A 21,135-nucleotide genomic window follows, 5' to 3' on the forward strand; every position below is an offset into this window, starting at 1 on the left:
TTCTGATTATTAACAAGCTGCTGACTATAGGCAAGAAGGGTTTATCCCTTGGAGCGCTCAGGTACAATAGCGGCTAATTATTACTCAGCTTCATTAAGAGACCCGTATGTCTGATTTTAAAATTGCTCCTTCTATCTTGTCTGCTGATTTTGCCCGTTTGGGTGAAGAGGTTGAAAACGTGCTCGCAGCCGGTGCTGATTACGTGCACTTTGATGTGATGGACAATCACTACGTGCCAAATCTGACGATTGGTCCGATGGTTTGTAAAGCTTTGCGTAACCATGGTATTGAAGCCCCCATTGATGTTCACCTGATGGTGAAGCCGGTGGATCGTATTATCGGCGATTTTATCGAAGCGGGTGCATCCATCATCACGTTCCATCCGGAAGGTTCCGAACATATTGATCGTTCATTGCAGATGATCCGTGACGGTGGCTGTAAATCAGGTCTGGTATTTAACCCGGCAACACCATTAAGCCATCTGGACTATGTGATGGATAAAGTCGACATGGTCTTGCTGATGTCGGTAAACCCTGGCTTTGGTGGTCAGAAGTTTATTCCAGGCACATTGGATAAGTTGCGTCAGGCCCGTGAGATGATCCAGAACAGCGGTTTTGACATTCGTCTGGAGATTGACGGTGGTGTTGGTATCGGGAATATCCGTGAAATCGCTGAAGCGGGTGCTGATACCTTTGTGGCAGGTTCTGCGATTTTTAACACCGACGACTACAAAGCCACCATCGATGCGATGCGCGCCGAACTGGCGAACGTGTCTAACTGATGCGACAGCTGTTTGAGGGACAAAATCCTGAGCTGATCCTGTTTGATCTGGACGGCACGCTGGTTGACAGTGTGCCTGACCTTGCGGCCGCTGTGGATGAAATGCTTCGCGCACTTGAGCGTCCTCTGGCCGGTTTGGATAAGGTTCGTCAGTGGGTTGGCAATGGTGCCCCGATGCTTGTTCAGCGGGCATTGACCGGTGAGCAAAATCCCAATGCAGATGCGATTGATCCTGTGTTGTTTGATAAAGCTTTTGGCTTGTTTATGTCCGCCTATGGGAGCAGTGCTTCCCATAGCAGTACGCTTTATCCGGGTGTGATGGAGTGTCTGCAAGGGTTGCATGCGCAAGGTATAAAACTGGGGGTTGTCACCAATAAACCCATTCAGTTTACCCACCCTATACTTGATGAGTTTGGGCTATCTCCATTCTTTTCTGTGGTGCTGGGCGGCGATAGTTTACCGCAAAAGAAACCGTCGCCAGAGCCGCTGTGGCATGCGATGGAGTTGGCGGATGTCGCTGCAGAGCACACGCTGATGGTGGGAGATTCCAAGAGTGATATCGGAGCCGCCCGTGCCGCAGGGTGTGCTGTGGTTGCCGTACCCTACGGCTACAACCACGGTGAACCGATTCAGAACTACAAGCCAGATCTGTTAGTAGAGCGTTTGGATCAGTTGCTCTGACTAGCGACTTGCATCGGAGGCTGGCTGTTCTCGGTCTTCAAACAAGATTCGACGAGCGCTGTTGGTGACGGCCAATACCCCGGGGTGACGAATACGTCGCTCCAGCGAGATCGCATAGAAGCGTTCGCGGATCGAATCGATACGACCAATGCTTTCTACCGAGAACTGACGTTCGATATGTGGCTCCAGTACGCTGGGGCCACAGAACACTCCTTTCCCTGCCTGACCAAACGTCCCCAGCAATGCGTGATCCACACACTCGACAACGATGTTGGGGTGAATATCATGGCGATCACACCACTTTTGCAGGCTGGAACCAATCATCGTGTCGCCAGTTGGCATCAGCAGCGGCGCATTCTGCAGTGATTGGGGGAAATTCTCCCGATAGTTTGCAGCCAGTGCCGGAGCTGCAAACATCGACATGCTGCAATCTCCCAATAAGTGGTTGTAGGCTCTGATATTGAAGCCTGCATCTACGGGGCGATCCGTCAGTACCATATCCACACGGTGAGTGGCGAGATCTGCCAGCAAAGTCTCCATGTTACCTTCACGGCACTCAAGCCGGACCGGTTCATCCAATTCCAGGGCTGGTTCTAGCAGTCGATATGCAACCAGTTTGGGCAAAACATCTGCAATACCAACACTGAAAAGACGTACGGACTGTCCCGGATTGCGTAGCTGGTCCTGCAGTGACTCGCCCATCGAGAAAATCTGCTCTGCATAATCCAGCGCTTGCTTGCCCGCATCGGTCAGAATCAGTTTGCGGCCTTCCTTTTGTAGCAAGGCAACCCCAAGAGTGTGCTCCAACTGTTTGAGCTGACCTGAAATAGTTTGTGGTGTCAGATTGAGCTTCTCGCAGGCACGGACGATGGAGCCTTCCTGTGCAACTACCATAAAATAACGCAAGTGTTTGAAATTCAGATGATGAATCATAGTTCGAAAAAACCGAAATGTTTTTAGATTAAATTCGAATTTTCTTGTCTTATGGGGTGAGTATACTGAATTCATTAGATGAGTTCTCCCCCCGATAGTCTGGCTGCTGGGACTAAAAATTACAGCAGGGCTCTTATCACAATGCTAATTACACACCCCGGCCTGTCCGGGGTTTTTTTTTGAGGTGTTTATGCAAATCGTGCAGCGATTCATTCAGCTTGAGTCCGCGAGTGGCATTTTATTGATTGGGGCTATGTTATTAGCCATGTTGATGGCGAATACCCCACTTGACCCTTATTACGAAGCGATTCTAGATCTTCCGGTCGAAGTGCGTGTGGGGGCGCTTCACTTGGATAAACCGTTGTTGTTGTGGATAAATGACGGCTTGATGGCAATCTTTTTCCTGCTGGTTGGACTTGAAGTTAAGCGAGAACTGATGGTCGGCGAGCTTTCTGAGCCGAGTCGTATCGTGTTGCCAGCTATCGCTGCAGTGGGTGGTATGGCGATTCCCGCACTCTGTTTTGCTGTTTTTAACTGGAGTGATGATACCGCCCTGCGTGGCTGGGCGATTCCGACCGCAACGGATATCGCTTTTGCTCTTGGTATCTTGTCGTTGCTAGGTAACAGGGTGCCTGTGGCGCTGAAACTGTTCCTGATGACGCTGGCGATTATCGATGACTTAGGGGCCATTATTGTTATCGCCCTGTTCTATACCACTGAGCTATCGACCTTATCATTGACGGTTGCAGCGACAACCATTGCGATGTTGTTCCTGATGAATCGTCTGGGCGTGATGCGTATTGCTGCGTATGTGCTGGTGGGCGTCGTACTCTGGATCAGTGTGTTGAAATCCGGTGTGCATGCGACACTGGCGGGCGTGGTGCTGGCGTTTGCGATTCCGCTTACCAATAAGAAAAATCCAGATTTTTCGCCACTGAAGAGCCTGGAACATCTACTTCATCCGTGGGTGGCCTTTGCAATTTTGCCGTTCTTTGCCTTCGCCAATGCGGGTGTGCCACTGGCGGGAATATCGCTGGATATGCTCTTTGCGTCGGTTCCGGTGGGGATCATGGCAGGTTTGTTTATCGGTAAGCAGGTTGGAGTGTTTGGCTTCAGCTGGATTGCGATCAAACTAGGTATTGCTGAAAAACCCGGAGGGGCTGGTTGGGGGGCTCTCTATGGTGTATCGCTGCTGACCGGCATCGGTTTTACCATGAGTTTGTTTGTCGATTCACTGGCCTACGAAGGCATGGCCGATCTTTATGGGGGGGCAGACCGCCTGGCTATCCTAATAGGATCGGTAGTATCGGCTCTAGCGGGGTATCTGGTGCTGAAATTTGCACTGAAAGACTGAGTATTCGGCTGTGACGGTTGATTCGCTTACGGTGCTGCTATATGGTCTCGTTATCGATTCCATTTGCTGAACATAAGCGATCAACCGTGAATTCATACGAGTCTCTGCAGAACTTTGGTGCTTTGCCCCGCTTGCCGTACGTCGGTGAACGATGGCGATGGTGTGCCTGAAACGAGTTTTGTTCTACTCGTTGCAGTGATTTCTGAATTCAGCATCCTCAGACTTACGATTTTTTGTTTGCCCATCTGACACGTGCTTTCTTCGCTTCCTGCGACGATCTCAAATCTGTACACCGAATTTACGCCTGAGATATAAAGCATGACACCTGAACAGTTTGCCGAACTGGCTGCCCAGAATTTCAATCGTATTCCTGTTGTTCGCGAAGTACTTGCCGACCTGGATACACCTCTTTCCACCTATATGAAGCTGGCTAACGCGCCCTACAGCTACCTGCTGGAGTCGGTTGAAGGGGGCGAAAAGTGGGGGCGTTACTCGATCATTGGTTTGCCATCACGCACGGTCCTCAAAGTTTCTGGCTTTGATATCACTGTAGAGACTGACGGCGCTGTGGTTGAACGTCATCATTCCGAAGATCCTCTCGTCTTTGTGGAAGAGTTCCAAAAACGCTACCGCGTGCCGGATCTGCCGGGGTTGCCGCGTTTTAACGGCGGTCTGGTAGGTTATTTTGGCTACGATTGTGTGCGTTATGTGGAAAAACGCCTGCAGAAGAATGTGCCTGAAGATGTAATCGGCACGCCGGATATTCTGCTGATGGTTTCTGATGAGGTTGTTGTATTTGATAACCTCAGCGGCAAATTGGTTTTGATCTCTCATGCTGACCCGCAAGAGCCCGATGCTCTGGAGATTGCTCAGCAGCGCCTGGATGCACTGGTTAACCGCTTGCGCTTTAGTGTGCCTCATGAGCGTCAGTGTAAGGGGCGTGAAGTTGATGAAAACGAATTCAAGTCCAGCTTTGGCGAACAAGAGTTTATGGACTCGGTTGATCAGATCAAGGAGTACATCCTCTCGGGCGATGTGATGCAAACCGTCATCTCCCAGCGTATGTCGATCCCGTTCGACAACCGTCCGTTGGATCTGTATCGCGCACTGCGGAGCCTGAATCCCTCTCCATACATGTATACGCTGCATCTGGATGACTTTCACGTGGTCGGTTCCTCGCCGGAAATTCTGGCGCGGGTGGAAGACGGTGTGGTCAGTGTGCGTCCGATTGCGGGTACCCGTCGTCGAGGTAAAACTGAAGAAGAAGATCTGGCGCTGGAAAAAGAGCTGCTGGCGGATCCAAAAGAGATCGCTGAACATCTGATGCTGATCGACCTGGGGCGTAATGATGTGGGCCGGGTGGCTCAGATCGGTGGTGTTGAGTTAACCGGTAAAATGGTGATCGAACGGTACTCCCACGTGATGCATATCGTTTCCAATGTTGACGGTAAGTTGAAACCGGACGTGACCGCAATGGATGTACTGCGTGCAACCCTGCCTGCCGGCACATTAAGCGGTGCACCTAAAGTACGAGCGATGGAGATCATCGACGAGATGGAACCCGTCAAACGGGGTGTCTACGGTGGTGCGGTTGGTTACCTCTCCTGGAATGGTAATATGGATACTGCAATCGCGATCCGTACGGCGGTCATCAAAGATAATACTCTGCATATTCAGGCAGGGGCGGGGGTGGTAGCAGACTCTGTACCACGCCTTGAATGGAAAGAGACCATGAACAAAGGCCGTGCAATTTTCCGCGCGGTGGCGATGGTCGAAAAAGGTTTGGATAACCTCTGAATCTCTGCACAGGACATAGATAAATGTTGTTAATGATCGATAACTACGATTCCTTTACCTACAACGTAGTGCAGTATCTGGGAGAGCTGGGTGCTGAGGTTGAGGTGCATCGTAATGATGAGATTTCTGTTGCCGAGGTTGAGGCAAAACAGCCAGATCATCTGGTAATCTCCCCCGGACCTTGTACTCCAAATGAAGCGGGTATCTCTGTTGAGGCGATCACGCACTTTGGCGGCAAGCTGCCGTTGTTTGGTATCTGTTTAGGACACCAGAGTATTGGTCAGGCGTTTGGTGGCAAAATCGTGCGCGCCAAAGAGGTCATGCACGGTAAAACCTCTCCGGTATACCACAACAATACCGGTGTATTTGAAGGTCTTGCGAATCCGGTAGAGGTGACCCGTTACCACTCGTTGGTCATCGATCAGGCGACCCTGCCTGAGTGTCTGGAGATCACTGCGTGGACTCAGAACGAAGACGGCAGCATCGATGAAATTATGGGCGTGCGTCACAAGGAACTGGACATTGAAGGTGTTCAGTTCCACCCGGAGTCGATCCTCACCGAGCAGGGCCACGATCTGCTGGCAAACTTCCTGAAACGAAAAAAATAACAGGCTGGATGGTTAATCCCATGGATATTAAACAAGCACTGGCTGCGGCGGTTGAGCGTCGCGACCTGACCTCTGACGAGATGAAAGCGGTCATGCGTCAGATAATGACCGGTGAAGCGACCGAAGCGCAGATTGGCGGTTTCCTGATTGCCATGCGCATGAAGGGCGAAACGGTTGATGAGATCAGCGCGGCAGCCGCCGTGATGCGTGAGCTGGCTATTCCAGTTTCCATTCAGTCTGAGAATGCTGTGGATATCGTGGGCACCGGCGGTGACGGGTCCAATCTGTTTAACGTCTCCAGTGCTTCTTCTTTTGTTGTTGCTGCGGCCGGCGGTAATGTTGCCAAACACGGTAACCGCTCAGTTTCTTCCAGCTCTGGTGCTGCTGACCTGCTGGAAACGGCCGGTGTGAATCTGGCGCTGAATCCTGAACAGGTTAGTCGTTGTATTGATGAAATCGGGGTGGGCTTTATGTTCGCGCCTCAGCATCACAGTGCAATGAAGTATGCCATTGGTCCACGTAAAGAGATGGCGCTGCGCACATTGTTCAATGTGCTGGGACCGCTGACCAACCCTGCGGGTGCGAAACATTATCTGTTGGGTGTGTTTGATGGCGCGTTGTGCCGTCCGTTGGCTGAGTCATTGAAAGCACTGGGTGCTAAACATGCGCTGGTGGTGCACGCTGAAGATGGCTTGGATGAGATCAGTCTGGCAGGCAAGACACAGGTCGCAGAGCTGAAAAATGGCGAAGTGATGGAATATACACTGACACCGGAAGATGCAGGTCTTGAATGTCAGAGTCTGGATGGATTGCAGGTACATAGCTCTGATGAGAGCCTGGCCGTGATTCGGGCGGCCTTTGCCGGTGAAAATGCCAAGGCGATCGATATGATCTCCCTGAATGCCGGTGCTGCGATCTATGCTGCCGATCTGGCGGATACCTTGCGAGCGGGCGTAGAAAAAGCGAAAAGTACAATCCTCTCTGGCGCTGCGGCTGCTAAAGTGGAAGAGCTGGCACGGTTCAGCCAAGGATTTAAGGGTTAATTTGATGTCTGATACACCAACGATTCTGAAAAAAATTCTGGCACGCAAAGCCGAAGAAGTTGCTGAACGCTCGGCCAACGTGTCCATCGATGATCTGAAAGCACAGATTGAAGCACAAAAAGGTACCGCAACAGATCCGCGCGGTTTTGTCGATAATATGGCGCGTGCGATTGCTGAAGGTCGCTCCGCAGTCATTGCTGAAGCGAAAAAGGCAAGCCCGTCAAAAGGTGTGATCCGTGAGAATTTCGTACCGGCTGATATTGCTCAATCTTACGAAGCGGGTGGTGCAAGCTGTCTGTCTGTGTTGACCGATGCGGACTATTTTAAAGGCTGCGAAGAGTACCTGATACAGGCACGTGCAGCATGTTCTCTGCCGGTTATTCGTAAAGATTTTATTGTTGATGCCTATCAGGTTTATGAAGCGCGAGCGATGGGTGCCGACTGTATCCTGTTAATCGTGGCGGCGCTCGAAGATCAGCAGATGACTGATCTGAATACGTTAGCTCATGAGCTGGGTATGGATGTGCTGGTGGAAGTACACAACGGTGATGAGCTGACCCGCGCGTTACCGTTGGGTAACCGTCTGATTGGTATCAATAACCGTGACTTACATACGTTCAATTTGTCACTGGACCACACTTTCGAGCTGCTGGATCGTATTCCGGAAGGAACGATTGTGGTGACTGAAAGTGGCATTCATACCCGCGATGATGTAGCTGTTATGCGTGAACATGACGTACACAGCTTCCTGGTTGGCGAAGCGTTTATGCGTGCCGAGGACCCGGGTGCGAAGTTAAAAGAGCTGTTCGAATAATATAAAAAGACGAAGTCAGGCCTGCGAAGACAGGTCGGTTCTTGCTGGAGACGATCAACGTGGATATGAGTGCAAAAGTTAAGTGGGATGGGGATGTGCGTTTTCAGGGCACAACCGGTTCCGGTTTTGATGTGACCATTGATGGCGAGCTGAAACAAGGCCCGCGTCCGATGGAATTGATGTTGTTGGGGTTGGGCGGATGCACCAGCTACGACGTGGTGGGTATCTTGAAGAAAACCCGTCAGGACGTTGTGGACTGTGTCGCAGAGATTGATGCGAAACGCTCCGATGGCGTACCTGCGGTATTCACTGATATTCATGTGAAGTTTGTGGTGACGGGTCGTAACCTCAAAGAAAAGCATGTTGAGCGTGCGGTGAAGTTGTCCGCCGAGGAATACTGCTCAGCCTCTCTGATGCTGGAAAAAGGTGGTGTGAACATCACCCACAGCTACGAGATTGTCGAAGTCGAATAAATGCTGGATAAGTGAGTGAATCACTTTTTAAGCGACTAAAACGGGTCGTCAGGAAACTGGCGACCCGTTTTGCGTTTTTGAACCTGTGTTGTGCTGTCGTAGTCAGATATAGAGATCAGGAATCTATATTTTAAGTGCAGGTTTTGAGCAAGGACTGGCGCTCACTCTGCTCGAATTGGGGCGTTTCAAGGCAGGTGGCCCCGACCTCTTTCGGAGGAGGTACTGGTATGTTGCGGTTATTTTTAGTGTTCTTGCTGGGTCTGGGGTTAGTCGGCTGCGCGTCTTTGAGCAAAGAGAGCTGCCTTGAGGGAGATTGGTTTGCGATTGGCCTGAAAGACGGTAGTAACGGACATAAAGCCGAGCGTCGATTTGACCATCAAGCGGCGTGTACTAAGCACGGGGTTTCGGCACAGCTACAGGTTGAAGAATACTTGCGTGGGAGAGAAGAGGGATTAGAGGAATACTGCACGCCCGAGAACGCTTATGACGTGGGTTTGAGGGTTGAATATCACCACAACGTTTGTCCGCAAGAGATGAAGGCCGTTTAACAAAGCTTGGCGTGAAGGGCGGCGTGAAGCACGTATCCGCTGTCTGGCTGATTATCATCTGGAACTCATACATTACCGTATGCACCATTACCGAATGCACCGTTATCACTTGAGCCCGCTGATCAGCAGTGATTGCTACTGAGGGGCTAAAATCAGGCTTTCATCTATCGGTTGTAGTCCTGAACGCTCGAGCGTATAATGCTGCGTCCTTAAAAATTAACCTCCTTGCTTTCGGAGCCATATTGGCAATCACCCGAAGGCTATTAACCCGTAAGGAGCTGCAATGCGTCATTACGAAATCGTATTCCTGGTTCACCCGAACCAGAGCGAACAGGTTCCGGCAATGGTTGAGCGTTACACTGGTGTTATCACCGGCGCTGACGGTCAGATTCACCGCCTGGAAGACTGGGGTCGCCGTCACCTGGCTTACCCAATCAACAACGCTCACAAAGCTCACTATGTTCTGATGAACATTGAGTGTGGCCAAGAAGCGCTGGACGAGTTGGAAAACTTGTTCCGTTACAACGATGCAGTGCTGCGTAGCATGGTTATTCGTCGTAAAGAAGCGGTCACTGATGTGTCTCCAATCAAAGCTGCAGAATCTCGTGAAGAGCGTAAGCCTCGTCGCGATGATCGCCCGGAAGCTAAACCGGAAGCACCAGCTGAAGCTAAATCAGAAGAAGCTTCTGCTGAGTAATCAGCTGATATAATTCTTTAGGAGAGACCAAAATGGCTCGTTTTTTCCGTCGTCGTAAGTTCTGCCGTTTCACAGCTGAAGGTGTTCAGGAGATCGATTACAAAGATCTGGACACTCTGAAAGGCTACGTTACCGAAACTGGTAAAATCGTACCTAGCCGCATCACTGGCACTAAAGCTCGCTACCAGCGTCAGCTGGCTACTGCGATCAAGCGCGCGCGTTTCATCGCCCTGCTGCCATACACTGACGGCCACAAGTAAGCTGTGAAATAAACTGCCACATATTGGCAGAGAACTGATTTAAGAGGTTTCCGAGATGGAAGTAATCCTGCTCGAAAAAATTGGTAAGCTGGGTAACCTGGGTGACAAGGTTACTGTAAAAGGTGGTTACGGTCGTAACTACCTGATGCCTCAGGGCAAAGCTGTTGCTGCTACCGAAGCTAACGTTGCGAAGTTCGAAGAACGTCGCGCTGAGCTGGAAGCTGCTGCTGCTGCTGCACTGAACGCTGCGACTGCACGTGCAGAAGAACTGAACGAAAAAGAAATTACTATCGTTTCCAAAGCAGGCGACGAAGGTAAACTGTTCGGCTCTATCGGTACTAAAGACATCGCTGATGCTATCACTGCTGCTGGTGCAGAAGTTGAGAAGAGCGAAGTTCGTCTGCCAGAAGGCGCACTGCGTCACACTGGTGAGTTCGAAGTAGCTGTTCAGCTGCACCCAGAAGTAACTGCAACTGTTAAGCTGACTGTTGTCGCTGAATAATTGCCGTTAAGCTTCTACTGAAAAAGCACCGCTTGGGGAAACCCAGCGGTGCTTTTTTTGTTTCTGAAGAGTCCGTAAAATATATCGAACGGGCTATGTGAGCCCACAACTGTCAGTCTTTGTTAGCTGATGGGTTCTATTCTAACTAAGTTATCCACACCGAGTCCCTATGGAATACTCTGAACTGAGCCAGGATGAACTGGCAAATATTAAAGTACCCCCACACTCGATCGAAGCCGAACAGTCAGTACTCGGCGGTTTGATGTTGGATAACAACGCCTGGGATACAGTGTCTGAAACTGTGTCTGAGGAAAACTTCTACCGTCACGATCACCGTCTTATTTTCCGCACGATGACCAAGCTGGTGAATAATGCCCAGCCATTGGATGTCGTGACGTTGTCGGAAGAGCTGGATCGTGTTGGTGAGCTGGATAATGCAGGTGGTCTGGAATATCTCGTAGATCTGGCACGTAACACACCAAGTGCTTCCAACATCCGCGCGTACTCTGAAATCGTACGTGACCGTGCGTTGCTCCGTCAGATGATCAATGCGGCCAATGAGATCGCAGAGGCTGCGTTTACGCCGGAAGGGCGTGCCTCAGAAGAGATTCTCAATGAAGCTGAGCAGAAGATCTTCCAGATTGCAGAAGATCGCCCCAATCAGGGTGGTCCGGAAGACATTAATCCACTGCTGAAGAAAGCGGTGGATCGAATCGATTTCCTGTTTAACAACGACAGTGATATGACCGGTGTCACAACCGGTTTTGATGATCTTGATAAGAAAACAGCGGGTATGCAGCCGTCAGATCTGATCATTGTTGCTGCCCGTCCTTCGATGGGTAAAACCACGTTCGCCATGAACCTGGTCGAAAATGCGTTGATGGCCTCCAACCGACCGGTGCTGGTATTCAGTCTTGAGATGCCTGCAGACCAGCTGGTCACACGTATGTTGTCTTCCCTGGGGCGCATCGATCAGACCCGTATCCGTACCGGTAAGCTGGAAGATGATGATTGGCCGAAGCTGACCACGGCCGTGAATATCATGCGTGATAAACCGCTGTTTATCGATGATACAGCGGGTATCAGCCCCAACGAAATGCGCGCCCGTGCCCGTCGTATTGTGCGTGAGCATGGTGATCTGGCGCTGATAATGGTCGATTACCTGCAGTTGATGCAGATTAAGACGGGCAACACCGAAGGTCGAACCGCAGAGATTTCCGAGATCTCCCGTTCCCTGAAGGCACTGGCGAAAGAGCTGGAATGTCCGGTGGTTGCGCTGTCTCAGCTGAACCGTTCCCTGGAGCAGCGGCCAAACAAACGTCCGGTTAACTCCGACTTGCGTGAATCGGGCGCCATCGAGCAGGATGCCGATGTCATCATGTTTATCTACCGTGATGAGGTCTACAACGAAGACTCACCGGATAAAGGTGTGGCAGAAATTATTATCGGTAAACAGCGTAACGGTCCAATCGGTACCAGCCGTCTGGCGTTTATTGGTAAATTCACCAAGTTTGAGAACTTGGCGCCTGATGTCTACGCCCAGTATGTGGGAATGGATGATTAACACGTCTCCGTGATACATCGATTCAGAGAAAAAGCCCGGCATATGTCGGGCTTTTTTGTGCCTATTGTGGCCCATAAGGAGATAAGGTCTTTCAGAAGATCAGCTGATTAAGATTCAGCACTCTCATGAATGACCTCTTTGTTGATGTTCTGTTGAAAAGGCCAGAACAGAAACAACTCGGCATACAGGACAAAGATCGCGAAGCGCTTAAGATGGTGAAGCGGGCGGCACCGTTCAACGCGATACCTGTTGAGCTGGAACGCAAGCAGTTAACGCTGGTGGTACCTGTGGCGTTTAAACTGTCTGCGAACTGAGACGTATGGCTGTGCTACCATCAACGCCCTCTGAAATGAAGTTTCCACCTGCTGAGCAAAAGGTATCGCTGTTATGTCCCGCCTGAACTATCTGTGTCTGTTGGTTGCTGTTGTTGCATTGGCGGGATGTTCCCCCATCCCCGATCTACCGGGTCCCATCGGTATTCCAGGATTGTGATTAAGCTTCTGGTTGAATGTAAAAAGGGCTGCGAATGTGCAGCCCTTTTTATTGGGAGACGCAACCGATTAATTGATCAGGCGTCTTTTTCCATCTTCGCGCGGAAGCCTTCAGGGACACTGATCACTTTGCGCTGATCATAATCAAAGAACACGATACCCGTTTTAGCGTGAGCGACTTCCACTGCTGTCTTTTTATTCGACATCAGATAGAACAGGTCGCAGCCGTATTTATTGAAATCGCCAACGGTGACGCTGATCTGGATCTCATCACCGTAGAAGCCTTCTGACTTATACACAATCGCTGAGTCGGTCATGATGATGCCAGCGCCTTCCACATCCAGCTCGGTATAGTGGTAGTTTTCCAGAAAGCGTACACGGGCTTCATGCACCATGGAGAGTACGGCATCGTTGCTGAGGTGGCCGCCGTAGTTAATATCGCTGATACGGATAGGCAGATCTGTCGTAAAGGTGTAATGCTCTGGCATATCGATCTTAATGCGTGCCATGATAAATCCTTATATAAAACATCAGTTAACACGATGTTATGCGAAGAGGCGTGCCGGGTCTATGAATCCCTATCGACAATGGATATTTCCCCGCTTGCTGGACTGGGCGTCTGGCAAGATGGACAAGGAGCGCGCTGAGCTGATCGCATTGGCGCAGGGCGAAGTGCTGGAGTTGGGATCAGGTACCGGAGCTAACTTTCCGTTCTACTCGGATCAGTTAGTTCGGCTTTGGGCATTGGAACCTGAAACGCCGGTGATGGCATTGGCTGAGCAGGTGCGTCTGGGGTTACCTGCGGTGCAGTCAGAAAAGATCAACCTGCTGTGTGCGGATGGCCATCATCTGCCGTTTGCAGACGACTCGCTCGACAGTGTGATCTGTTGTCTGGTGTTGTGCACGGTGCCTGATCCGGGAAAAATGATGCGGGAGGTGCGTCGGGTACTCAAACCGGATGGGCAATTACTGGTCTTTGAACATGTGGCCGCGAATGAGCAGTCAGTGCGCTTACAGGGCTGGCAGAATCGGTTGAACCCGATCTGGCGGACGTTAGCCTGTGGTTGTGAGCTCAACCGGCATACCCGTCGTACGATTGAGCAGGCCGGTTTTCAGTTTGAGACGATCAGAGATGAGCGCCATCCAGAGTTTCCACGTATTGTATCGCCGATTATTCTGGGTGTTGCCCATCCTGTCTAGAGGGATACTGTCGTGTTATCAGGCGCGATATTAGCCCCGGTATTCGCGAATACTCTCCACCATACCGGATGTTAGCAGGGCCAGATCTTCGTTGGACATAACGTATGGTGGCATCACGTAAACCAGTTTGCCAAATGGGCGAATCCAGAGCCCCCGTTTTATAAACAGCGTCTGGATTTCGGTGGTATTCACCGGCTCTTTCATTTCGATGACGCCAATAGCGCCGAGGCAGCGTACATTGGCAACACTGTCCAGATCTGCAGCGGGTGCCAGTCCGCGTTTTAGCTCGCCTTCAATGCGATTCACTGCACTTTGCCAATCCATCTCTTGTAGCAACGTCAGGCTGGCATTTGCCACAGCACACGCCAACGGATTACCCATAAACGTTGGGCCGTGCATAAAGCAACCCGCGCCACCTTTAGAGATGGTTTCGCCAATCTCGGTTGTGGTGAGTGTCGCGGCGAGTGTCATATATCCGCCCGTGATCGCTTTACCCAAACACATAATATCCGGGGTGATCCCTGCGTGTTCACAGGCAAACAGCTTTCCACTACGTCCAAAACCGGTGGCAATCTCATCGGCGATAAGTAGGACATCGTACTGATCACAGAGTGCTCGGGCACGTTTCAGATACTCAGGCGCGTAAAAGCGCATGCCGCCGGCGCCTTGTACAATCGGTTCCAGAATCAGCGCAGCGATCTCATCGTTATGCTGCTCCAGCATCTGAGAAAGCTCAGCAATATCGCTTTCATCCCATGGCTCGTCAAAGCCAATCTGCGGGGCAGGTGCAAAGAACTGCTGCGGCAACATACCGGAAAAAATTTCATGCATACCGGTGACAGGGTCACATACGGACATCGCCCCAAAGGTGTCACCATGATAGCCATTTCGGATCGTAATGAGCTTGTGCTTATTCGCCTGGCCGCGGGCGTGCCAGTATTGGATCGCCATTTTCAGCGCCACTTCAACCGCGACCGAGCCTGAATCAGCCAGAAAGACTTTGTCCAGCGGAGCCGGAGTCATTTCGACCAGCTTTCGGCTCAGCTCTATGGCCGGTTCGTGGGTCAGACCCCCGAACATCACATGAGAAACCCGATCAATTTGCTGATGTGCGGCGTTGTTCAGCGTTGGATTGTTATAACCATGAATCACCGACCACCAGGATGCCATGCCATCAATCAGCTCCTGACCATCGCTCAGTGTCAGGCGGACTCCTTCCGCAGAAACGACCGGATACATCGGTGGTGGATTGATCATTGAAGAGTAAGGATGCCAGATATGTTGCTGGTCAAAAGCAATCTGCTGTGGGCTGATCTCAGACATAACGTGAATTCACAGTGGCTCAAATAAAAAACGGGCTCCCATTAGAGCCCGCTTTCAAATCGGCTTCAAGCCATCAGATCAATCGGGTTTGAATACGCCGCCGCTGCGCACGGCTTTAAACGTTTTGAACAGCAGGAATGCGATGACCAGACTAGCGACAGTCAGTGATATCCAAGACAAGATCTCAAGGAAAGCGTAACCGGTTTTGTGGTACATGATCTGGATCGCGATTGAGGATGCTGCCAGTGGAAATGAATAGGCCCACCAGGACAGAAAGAACGGAATTCGACGGAAGCGCTCTAATTGAGTAAAGAGCAGCAACAGGAGGAACATTGCTGAATAGAACAAAATGCGGGCAAACGCATCAATTTCACCACCGTTGAGTTTTGTGTAGGAGATAAATCCAACGGCAGGCGGTGCAATCAGGATAAAAAGCGTAGGTAGTAGCTTTTCTGGTAGTGGATCATGAAACAGAACCCTGTTAAAAATCAGGGTCTTTAAAATAATCCAGTAAACGATCCCGATGCTGAAGAAGAACCAGCTGATCTCGTAAAAGCCGTGCTCGGTACCTGTGATAGGGACAATAATGTTGCCGACCACAGGAATGAACCACGCGGGTGTACTATGTTGTATCTGGAACTTAGGATGATGTATCCACTGGGTAATGACATGTAACGTGAACCCCAGATGCATGATGCACCCCACCCCCCATAGATACAGGGAGAGATCTGTCGATACTTGTAGCGTTGCCACGCTGAGCAGCAGTACTGAGATAGAAAATGCAGGAAAAAAGCTAATTTTTATCGGATGATGAAATTCTTTCAGGCTCATTTCAGGAAAGCGCAGTATCTTGATCACGTACCCAAGCGACACGGCTAAAAAGAGACAGGCAACCAGAACCAGAAGGACCTGACTTACGATTACCGGAAGCTGCAGCACTTCAGCAGCTTTCTGCCAAGCCAGAGTCAGGCCGGTTGTTCCCATAATCATCGCAAAGAAAGCGATAGGGAAATGTTGAAGCTTTGATGATGTAGAAGAGGATGAGGTGGCAGAATTAGCCATTAGCGCCTCCGAGATAAATTAGATAGATCTAATATAGTAAATCAGTCAACGTCACAGGCCAAGGGAAAACAGAATTTTAAGTCACTTGCTCAGTAAAACTGATCAGATGACAGGAAATCGGGCAAGCAGGCGGATGATTCAGCGGCTTTTCCAAATTGCCGGACACAGAGTGTGATCGGTAAATTGAATAAAAAACGAAACCAAAAAATTGTTAATACTTCTACTACGAGAAGAATGAGGGTGAAAACGATGGCTACTACTAAATCTACTCTGAAACCTGTTGTTGCTGCTGTAAGTCTGGCGTTTGTTGCTGGTATGGCGACTGTTTCTACTGCAAATGCTGCAGCTAACCCATTTGCTGCGTCTGATCTGTCCTCCGGTTACGGCCAGGTTCAGCTGGCAGACAACCACAAAAATGCTGAAGGCAAATGTGGCGAAGGTAAATGTGGCGGCGACAAAAAAGCATCTTCTGAAGGCAAGTGCGGCGAAGGTAAGTGCGGCGGCGACAAAAAAGCATCTTCCGAAGGCAAATGTGGTGAAGGTAAGTGCGGCGGCGACAAAAAAGCTGATTCCGAAGGCAAATGCGGTGAAGGTAAGTGCGGCGGCGACAAAAAAGCTGATTCCGAAGGCAAATGCGGTGAAGGCAAATGTGGCGGCGAGAAAAAGCCATCTGAAGGTAAATGTGGTGAAGGTAAATGTGGCGGTAACAGCTAAGCAGCCCGTTTACAGTTAAACAATCAGGGCTTCGTTTTACGAGGCCCTGTTTACAACAGGCTTGAGGAAAGGACAGATGAGAGAACAAGGTTATCCGGTCAAAGGTGCAGGTGTCGGTTATCGCCGCTGCATGACAGATAGTTTGAAGAATGTTGATCCTGAACAGATCGATTTTCTTGAAGTCGCGCCGGAAAACTGGATTGGGCTGGGCGGTCGTTACGGAAAGAGCTTCCGCGAAGCCGCAGAGCGTTTTCCGGTGATGACACACGGTTTGTCATTATCTCTGGGTGGGCCTTCCCCACTGGATCTGGATTTTCTGAATCGCCTGAAAGGCTTCATGAAAGAACACAATATTCGTGGTTACTCGGAGCATTTGAGTTATTGCACCGATGACGGACATTTGTATGACCTGATGCCGATTCCTTTTACTGAGGAAGCCGTGCGTTATGTGGCGCAACGTATCCGCCAGACACAGGATGTGCTGGAACAGAAAATCGCTGTTGAAAATGTCTCTTTCTATGCGACGGTTGGTGCAGAGATGAGTGAAAAGGAGTTTTTGCTGGCGGTGCTCGATGAAGCTGATTGCGACCTGTTACTGGATGTGAACAACATCTACGTGAACAGCGTAAACCACAAATATGATGCACAAGAGTTTCTCGCTGCGATGCCTGCTGAACGCATTATGTATCTACATGTAGCGGGGCATTACAACGAAGCTGATGATCTGATTGTTGATACCCACGGCGCGGATGTGGTCGATCCAGTCTGGACGTTGTTGCAACAGGCATATGATCAGTTTGGTGACGTTCCCACGTTGCTTGAGCGCGACTTTAATATCCCACCGATGGCAGAGCTGCTGGTGGAAGTGGAACAGATTCGTAGTTATCAACAGATCTGGAGGCAGCGCAATGACCGCACCGTTGCATAATCAGGACGATTTTCAGGCGCTGCAATACGGTTTTGCAGCCCATATCCGTAACCCGGATACTCACGATGCACCTGATGGCATTGAAGAGCGTCGGATGCAGATTTACCGAGAGTTGTTTTACAACAATGTAGAAGGTTTTCTGGCAGGAAACTTCCCGGTAATGAAGGCAATTTCCAGTGATGAATACTGGCATCGGACAGTACGTAATTTCTTCGACCTGTATCGTTGCCATACCCCGTACTTTCTGGAGATCGGCCAAGAATTTATTGAATACGTCAATGGCGAACGCGTGCCGGATGATGAGGATCAGCCCTTTATGAAAGAGCTGCTCCATTACGAATGGGTTGAGCTGGCGCTTGATAGTTCGGAGGTGGATCTGCCTGTTGAAGGGGTAGATCCGAATGGGGATCTATTGGCAGGCCATCCTGTGCAATCTCCTCTGGCATGGTCTCTTGCATATCAGTACCCCGTGCACTGCATATGTGAAGAATACGTGCCGCAGGAACCCGGTGCCCAGCCAACCTACCTGATTGCGTATCGCAATCGAGAGGACGCGGTGCAGTTTATAGAGACCAATCCGGTCACCGCCCGTTTGCTGTATCTGTTGTCTGAGTCTGAAGAGATGAGCGGGCATGAAGCGTTGCAGCAAATTGCGGTTGAACTGCAACATCCATCACCGGAACAAGTGGTGGCTGGAGGCTTGCAGACCCTGGAACAACTCAGGGCGAGTGGAGTCATCCTCGGTACTTTAGCGCAATAGAACGTGTGTTTTTAAAGGGTGACCGATCACATGACAGGAAATGTGATCAAACTCGTGAATAAGAGTGAAGGATTGAAGGAGCTACTACATGGCTAACGCACTGATAAATACTTATAACAAAGTGCATGATGTGCTGGACTACACCCGTCAGATGGACGGACTGGCACCCCTGTTACTGCGTTTATATCTGGCTCCTGTTCTGATGCAGGCGGGTTACAACAAGCTATCGCATTTCGATGATACCGTTGCCTGGTTTGGTAATGCGGAATGGGGTCTCGGTTTGCCGATGCCTGAAGTGATGGCTGCGCTGGCCGCAGGTACAGAGCTCTTTGGTGGTCTGGCATTGATTATTGGTTTTGCGACCCGCTGGATTTCCATCCCGTTGATGATCACCATGCTGGTGGCAGCATTCTCTGTTCACTGGGAAAACGGTTGGTTGGCAATTGCTGATGCAAGCAGCTGGTTGGCAAATGATCGTGTTATGGAATCCGTAGATCGGCTGAACGCGGCAAAAGAGATCCTGCGCGAAAATGGCAACTACAACTGGCTGACAGGTCGTGGGTCGGTGGTGATATTGAATAACGGTATTGAGTTTGCTATCACCTATTTCATCATGCTGCTGAGTTTGTTCTTTGTGGGTGGTGGTCGTTACTTCAGCGTTGATTACTGGCTGGCGAAGAAATTCCGTCCACAGGCTGTAGAGTCTTAACCTCCGCGACTGATGTGACACGCAAAAACTAAAGACAAAAAGGGGGCCATTCGGCGCCCTTTTTTAGTATCTGGGGGTAGCGCTGTGAGCACGTTTTACAGGCTTTTTTCCAGATCTTGCAGTTGTTGGCGCAGAATTTCGGATTGTGCATCATCCTTTTTGAGCGCATCCACCATATCTTCAATCACCGGGGCACAACTGTGGCTTGCGCCCATTAACTCTTGCCAGAGCTTTTCGAGATCAGAGCCCGGGTCATCACGCAGATTCTTTTCATCCTGCAAGCATTGCAGGTAGTTGTTCAGGTAGGTACCGCTGACGGCCCCTTTTTCTAACAGCTGTTGTGACAAATCACCAATCCATCGCTCGGTTTCTGAAAAATCAGGATGGGTGTCTGCCCACGCGATTGGCGAGAGTAGGGCTGTTAACAACGAAGTACTGAGCAAAGATGTGATCGGATGTCTCACAGTGAGTGACCTGTGTGGTGGCTATAAGGTGAAGGCTATACCGAACGGGCTGAACCTGCCATGAATTATCTGATAGTCCAGCCCAAAGAGAGAATCTCTTACGCGTGTGCGTAACCACCTTTGTTGTGAGCTTTAGCTTTGTAGAGGGCCTTATCTGCGTGTTCTATCAGGGACTCTAAAGTGTCTTCCGGGGTAAGCTGGCTGATGCCGATTGAGCATCCGATACGCTCGTTATGTTGTTGCAGACGGTTGCGGATTCTTCGCGCTGTTTGGGTTGCACCCGCAAGTTGGCAATGCGGTAAAAATACCAGAAATTCATCCCCTCCCCAGCGGCCGGCAATGTCATCGTCGCGCACAATGTCATTGAGTGTCTGACCCACTTTACGCAGCACCGTATCACCAAACGGGTGACCGAATGTATCGTTGAGTTCCTTAAAGTGATCCAGATCGATCAGTAGCATGACCGCAGGAATTTCATGGCGGTGGCAGTATCTAATTCTTTTTTTCATCAGTTCACTCAGGCCATGCCGGTTATAGACACTGGTGAGTGAGTCGAACAACGCCATTTCTGTCAGCTGGGCTTCCCGTTTCTGTAGTTGAGTGACCAGTTTATGTCGGGAGAGTACGCGGTCTATGCGTACCAGCAGTTCTTCTTCCGAGAAAGGTTTGCTGACAAAGTCATCAGCGCCTAAATGAAATGCCAGTAGACGACGGGATGGATCATTAAAGCCGGTTAAGGCGATGACAGGCAGATCACTTATTGTGGTTCGAGTGTGGTGACGAATGTAGTGCAGCAGTTCCAGCCCCGTGTGTTTCTCGTCCAACAGAAGATCAGTAATGATCAGATCAAACTCTTTATATTCGAGCGCATCGATCGCGCCGGAATAGGTCATGTGCCATTCCACGGACATGCCTCGTTGTTGCAGCATGGTTGTGACAAGCTGGCCGTTGGTTGGACTGTCCTCTACCAGCAGTACGTTATCGTCAAATTGATAGCTGGTTCGGCGTAAAAGACGAATGATGCCATCAATGAGTTGATCGGGCTGGTGGCGATCAAGGACATCCGTAATGCCATGCCCCACCGCCTCTTTTACGAAATTAAAATCGTAGTCATAAGAGACGAGCATGACGGGTGTAAATTGATATTTGGGAAGAGAGCGGATGTGTTTCAGCAGGGGCAGATAGTCATCCGGTTGAATATAACGTGCCAGGGTAATCAGGTCGTATTGACTCGAATTCAGTGCTTTGAGTGTTTCGTATCCGTTGGAGCAGCTTGTTAACTCACAACCAATCGGTTGAAGTTGGCTTTTCAGCAGTTGGTGGAACGCGCGGTTGGGATCTACAGCAAGGATACGCATTAACTCTGATTCCTGTTCTTATTATGGAAGGCCGTTCCTTCGTACTTTTCTGCGGATAGCTGCAAATAACAC

26 protein-coding genes are annotated in these 21,135 nt (G+C 50.3%); 20 read left to right on the top strand and 6 right to left on the bottom strand.

All coding sequences use genetic code 11. The annotated features are described in order from the left end of the window. Positions 1-106 precede the first annotated feature (106 nt). On the top strand, positions 107-781 hold the full coding sequence (rpe, locus tag IOQ59_RS04190) for a ribulose-phosphate 3-epimerase (protein WP_193952007.1): 675 nt from the start codon (positions 107-109) through the stop codon (positions 779-781). After that, positions 781-1,461, top strand: coding sequence for a phosphoglycolate phosphatase (locus IOQ59_RS04195; RefSeq protein ID WP_193952008.1), 681 nt, complete (start codon positions 781-783; stop codon positions 1,459-1,461). Before rpe ends, IOQ59_RS04195 begins: the two co-directional genes overlap by 1 nt. Here IOQ59_RS04195 and nhaR read toward each other — a convergent pair whose 3' ends face one another. Continuing rightward, positions 1,462-2,394, bottom strand: coding sequence for a transcriptional activator NhaR (nhaR, locus tag IOQ59_RS04200; RefSeq protein WP_193952009.1), 933 nt, complete (start codon positions 2,392-2,394; stop codon positions 1,462-1,464). Between the two features lie 190 nt (positions 2,395-2,584). Between nhaR and nhaA the strand changes: the two genes are divergently transcribed. The 13 genes from nhaA (at position 2,585) to IOQ59_RS04265 (ending at position 12,546) form a co-directional block, all read left to right on the top strand. Continuing rightward, on the top strand, positions 2,585-3,748 hold the full coding sequence (nhaA, locus tag IOQ59_RS04205; RefSeq protein WP_193952010.1) for a Na+/H+ antiporter NhaA: 1,164 nt from the start codon (positions 2,585-2,587) through the stop codon (positions 3,746-3,748). Positions 3,749-4,066: 318 nt separating this feature from the next. Beyond that, positions 4,067-5,545 carry an anthranilate synthase component I gene (gene trpE, locus IOQ59_RS04210; RefSeq protein WP_193952011.1) on the top strand — a complete coding sequence of 493 codons (1,479 nt, stop codon included), beginning with the start codon at positions 4,067-4,069 and terminating at the stop codon, positions 5,543-5,545. Positions 5,546-5,568: 23 nt separating this feature from the next. Further along, positions 5,569-6,153, top strand: coding sequence for an anthranilate synthase component II (locus IOQ59_RS04215; protein ID WP_193952012.1), 585 nt, complete (start codon positions 5,569-5,571; stop codon positions 6,151-6,153). Between the two features lie 20 nt (positions 6,154-6,173). Next, the gene (gene trpD / locus IOQ59_RS04220) at positions 6,174-7,196 is read left to right on the top strand and encodes an anthranilate phosphoribosyltransferase (protein WP_193952013.1); all 1,023 of its coding nucleotides are present in this window, start codon (positions 6,174-6,176) and stop codon (positions 7,194-7,196) included. Positions 7,197-7,200: 4 nt separating this feature from the next. Next, complete coding sequence (gene trpC, locus IOQ59_RS04225; RefSeq protein WP_193952014.1) at positions 7,201-8,010, top strand: indole-3-glycerol phosphate synthase TrpC; 810 nt, start codon at positions 7,201-7,203, stop codon at positions 8,008-8,010. A 65-nt stretch (positions 8,011-8,075) separates the two neighbouring features. After that, positions 8,076-8,483, top strand: a complete 408-nt coding sequence (locus IOQ59_RS04230) for an OsmC family protein (RefSeq protein WP_193952165.1) — start codon at positions 8,076-8,078, stop codon at positions 8,481-8,483. A 227-nt stretch (positions 8,484-8,710) separates the two neighbouring features. Beyond that, complete coding sequence (locus IOQ59_RS04235) at positions 8,711-9,031, top strand: DUF2799 domain-containing protein (protein ID WP_193952015.1); 321 nt, start codon at positions 8,711-8,713, stop codon at positions 9,029-9,031. Between the two features lie 283 nt (positions 9,032-9,314). Beyond that, on the top strand, positions 9,315-9,728 hold the full coding sequence (gene rpsF / locus IOQ59_RS04240; RefSeq protein ID WP_193952016.1) for a 30S ribosomal protein S6: 414 nt from the start codon (positions 9,315-9,317) through the stop codon (positions 9,726-9,728). Positions 9,729-9,760: 32 nt separating this feature from the next. Continuing rightward, positions 9,761-9,988 (top strand): 30S ribosomal protein S18, encoded by a 228-nt coding sequence (rpsR, locus tag IOQ59_RS04245; protein ID WP_193952017.1) that lies wholly within the window; start codon positions 9,761-9,763, stop codon positions 9,986-9,988. A 55-nt stretch (positions 9,989-10,043) separates the two neighbouring features. Continuing rightward, positions 10,044-10,490 carry a 50S ribosomal protein L9 gene (rplI, locus tag IOQ59_RS04250; RefSeq protein ID WP_193952018.1) on the top strand — a complete coding sequence of 149 codons (447 nt, stop codon included), beginning with the start codon at positions 10,044-10,046 and terminating at the stop codon, positions 10,488-10,490. A 169-nt stretch (positions 10,491-10,659) separates the two neighbouring features. Further along, on the top strand, positions 10,660-12,054 hold the full coding sequence (gene dnaB / locus IOQ59_RS04255; protein WP_193952019.1) for a replicative DNA helicase: 1,395 nt from the start codon (positions 10,660-10,662) through the stop codon (positions 12,052-12,054). Positions 12,055-12,179: 125 nt separating this feature from the next. Then, complete coding sequence (locus tag IOQ59_RS04260) at positions 12,180-12,368, top strand: energy transducer TonB (RefSeq protein WP_193952020.1); 189 nt, start codon at positions 12,180-12,182, stop codon at positions 12,366-12,368. 73 nt (positions 12,369-12,441) lie between these two features. Next, a complete protein-coding gene (locus IOQ59_RS04265; protein WP_193952021.1) occupies positions 12,442-12,546 on the top strand; it encodes a lipoprotein in 105 nt (34 codons plus the stop codon). A gap of 76 nt (positions 12,547-12,622) precedes the next feature. On the opposite strand, the gene IOQ59_RS04270 is transcribed toward IOQ59_RS04265, so the two are convergent. Next, complete coding sequence (locus tag IOQ59_RS04270; protein ID WP_193952022.1) at positions 12,623-13,054, bottom strand: acyl-CoA thioesterase; 432 nt, start codon at positions 13,052-13,054, stop codon at positions 12,623-12,625. 61 nt (positions 13,055-13,115) lie between these two features. On the opposite strand from IOQ59_RS04270, the gene IOQ59_RS04275 reads away from it, so the two are divergent. Further along, entirely contained in the window at positions 13,116-13,745 is a 630-nt protein-coding gene (locus tag IOQ59_RS04275) for a class I SAM-dependent methyltransferase (protein ID WP_193952023.1), read from the top strand. A 30-nt stretch (positions 13,746-13,775) separates the two neighbouring features. Here IOQ59_RS04275 and bioA read toward each other — a convergent pair whose 3' ends face one another. Together bioA and IOQ59_RS04285 are read right to left on the bottom strand one after the other, a co-directional pair. Continuing rightward, a complete protein-coding gene (gene bioA, locus IOQ59_RS04280; RefSeq protein WP_228050678.1) occupies positions 13,776-15,068 on the bottom strand; it encodes an adenosylmethionine--8-amino-7-oxononanoate transaminase in 1,293 nt (430 codons plus the stop codon). Positions 15,069-15,146: 78 nt separating this feature from the next. Next, positions 15,147-16,130, bottom strand: coding sequence for an SLAC1 anion channel family protein (locus IOQ59_RS04285; protein WP_193952024.1), 984 nt, complete (start codon positions 16,128-16,130; stop codon positions 15,147-15,149). A gap of 249 nt (positions 16,131-16,379) precedes the next feature. Here IOQ59_RS04285 and IOQ59_RS04290 point away from each other — a divergent pair, with 249 nt between their 5' ends. From IOQ59_RS04290 to IOQ59_RS04305, 4 genes are all read left to right on the top strand, one after another. Further along, positions 16,380-16,844 (top strand): HvfA family oxazolone/thioamide-modified RiPP metallophore, encoded by a 465-nt coding sequence (locus IOQ59_RS04290; RefSeq protein ID WP_193952025.1) that lies wholly within the window; start codon positions 16,380-16,382, stop codon positions 16,842-16,844. Positions 16,845-16,920: 76 nt separating this feature from the next. Next, positions 16,921-17,772: an HvfB family MNIO-type RiPP peptide maturase gene (locus tag IOQ59_RS04295; RefSeq protein WP_193952026.1), complete on the top strand. Its 852-nt coding sequence runs from the start codon at positions 16,921-16,923 to the stop codon at positions 17,770-17,772. Next, on the top strand, positions 17,753-18,532 hold the full coding sequence (locus IOQ59_RS04300; protein ID WP_193952027.1) for an HvfC family RiPP maturation protein: 780 nt from the start codon (positions 17,753-17,755) through the stop codon (positions 18,530-18,532). The genes IOQ59_RS04295 and IOQ59_RS04300 overlap by 20 nt, the downstream gene beginning before the upstream one ends. An 88-nt stretch (positions 18,533-18,620) precedes the next feature. Next, positions 18,621-19,241 carry an HvfX family Cu-binding RiPP maturation protein gene (locus IOQ59_RS04305; RefSeq protein ID WP_193952028.1) on the top strand — a complete coding sequence of 207 codons (621 nt, stop codon included), beginning with the start codon at positions 18,621-18,623 and terminating at the stop codon, positions 19,239-19,241. A gap of 95 nt (positions 19,242-19,336) precedes the next feature. Here the strand turns inward: IOQ59_RS04305 and IOQ59_RS04310 are convergent, their stop codons facing one another. Together IOQ59_RS04310 and IOQ59_RS04315 are read right to left on the bottom strand one after the other, a co-directional pair. Next, the gene (locus tag IOQ59_RS04310; RefSeq protein WP_193952029.1) at positions 19,337-19,705 is read right to left on the bottom strand and encodes a hypothetical protein; all 369 of its coding nucleotides are present in this window, start codon (positions 19,703-19,705) and stop codon (positions 19,337-19,339) included. A gap of 98 nt (positions 19,706-19,803) precedes the next feature. After that, a complete protein-coding gene (locus IOQ59_RS04315; RefSeq protein ID WP_193952030.1) occupies positions 19,804-21,063 on the bottom strand; it encodes a diguanylate cyclase domain-containing protein in 1,260 nt (419 codons plus the stop codon). Positions 21,064-21,135: the final 72 nt, after the last annotated feature.

This window comes from Pontibacterium sinense, assembly GCF_015209595.1.
In the GTDB taxonomy this organism is placed as follows: Bacteria; Pseudomonadota; Gammaproteobacteria; order Pseudomonadales; family Balneatricaceae; genus Pontibacterium; species Pontibacterium sinense.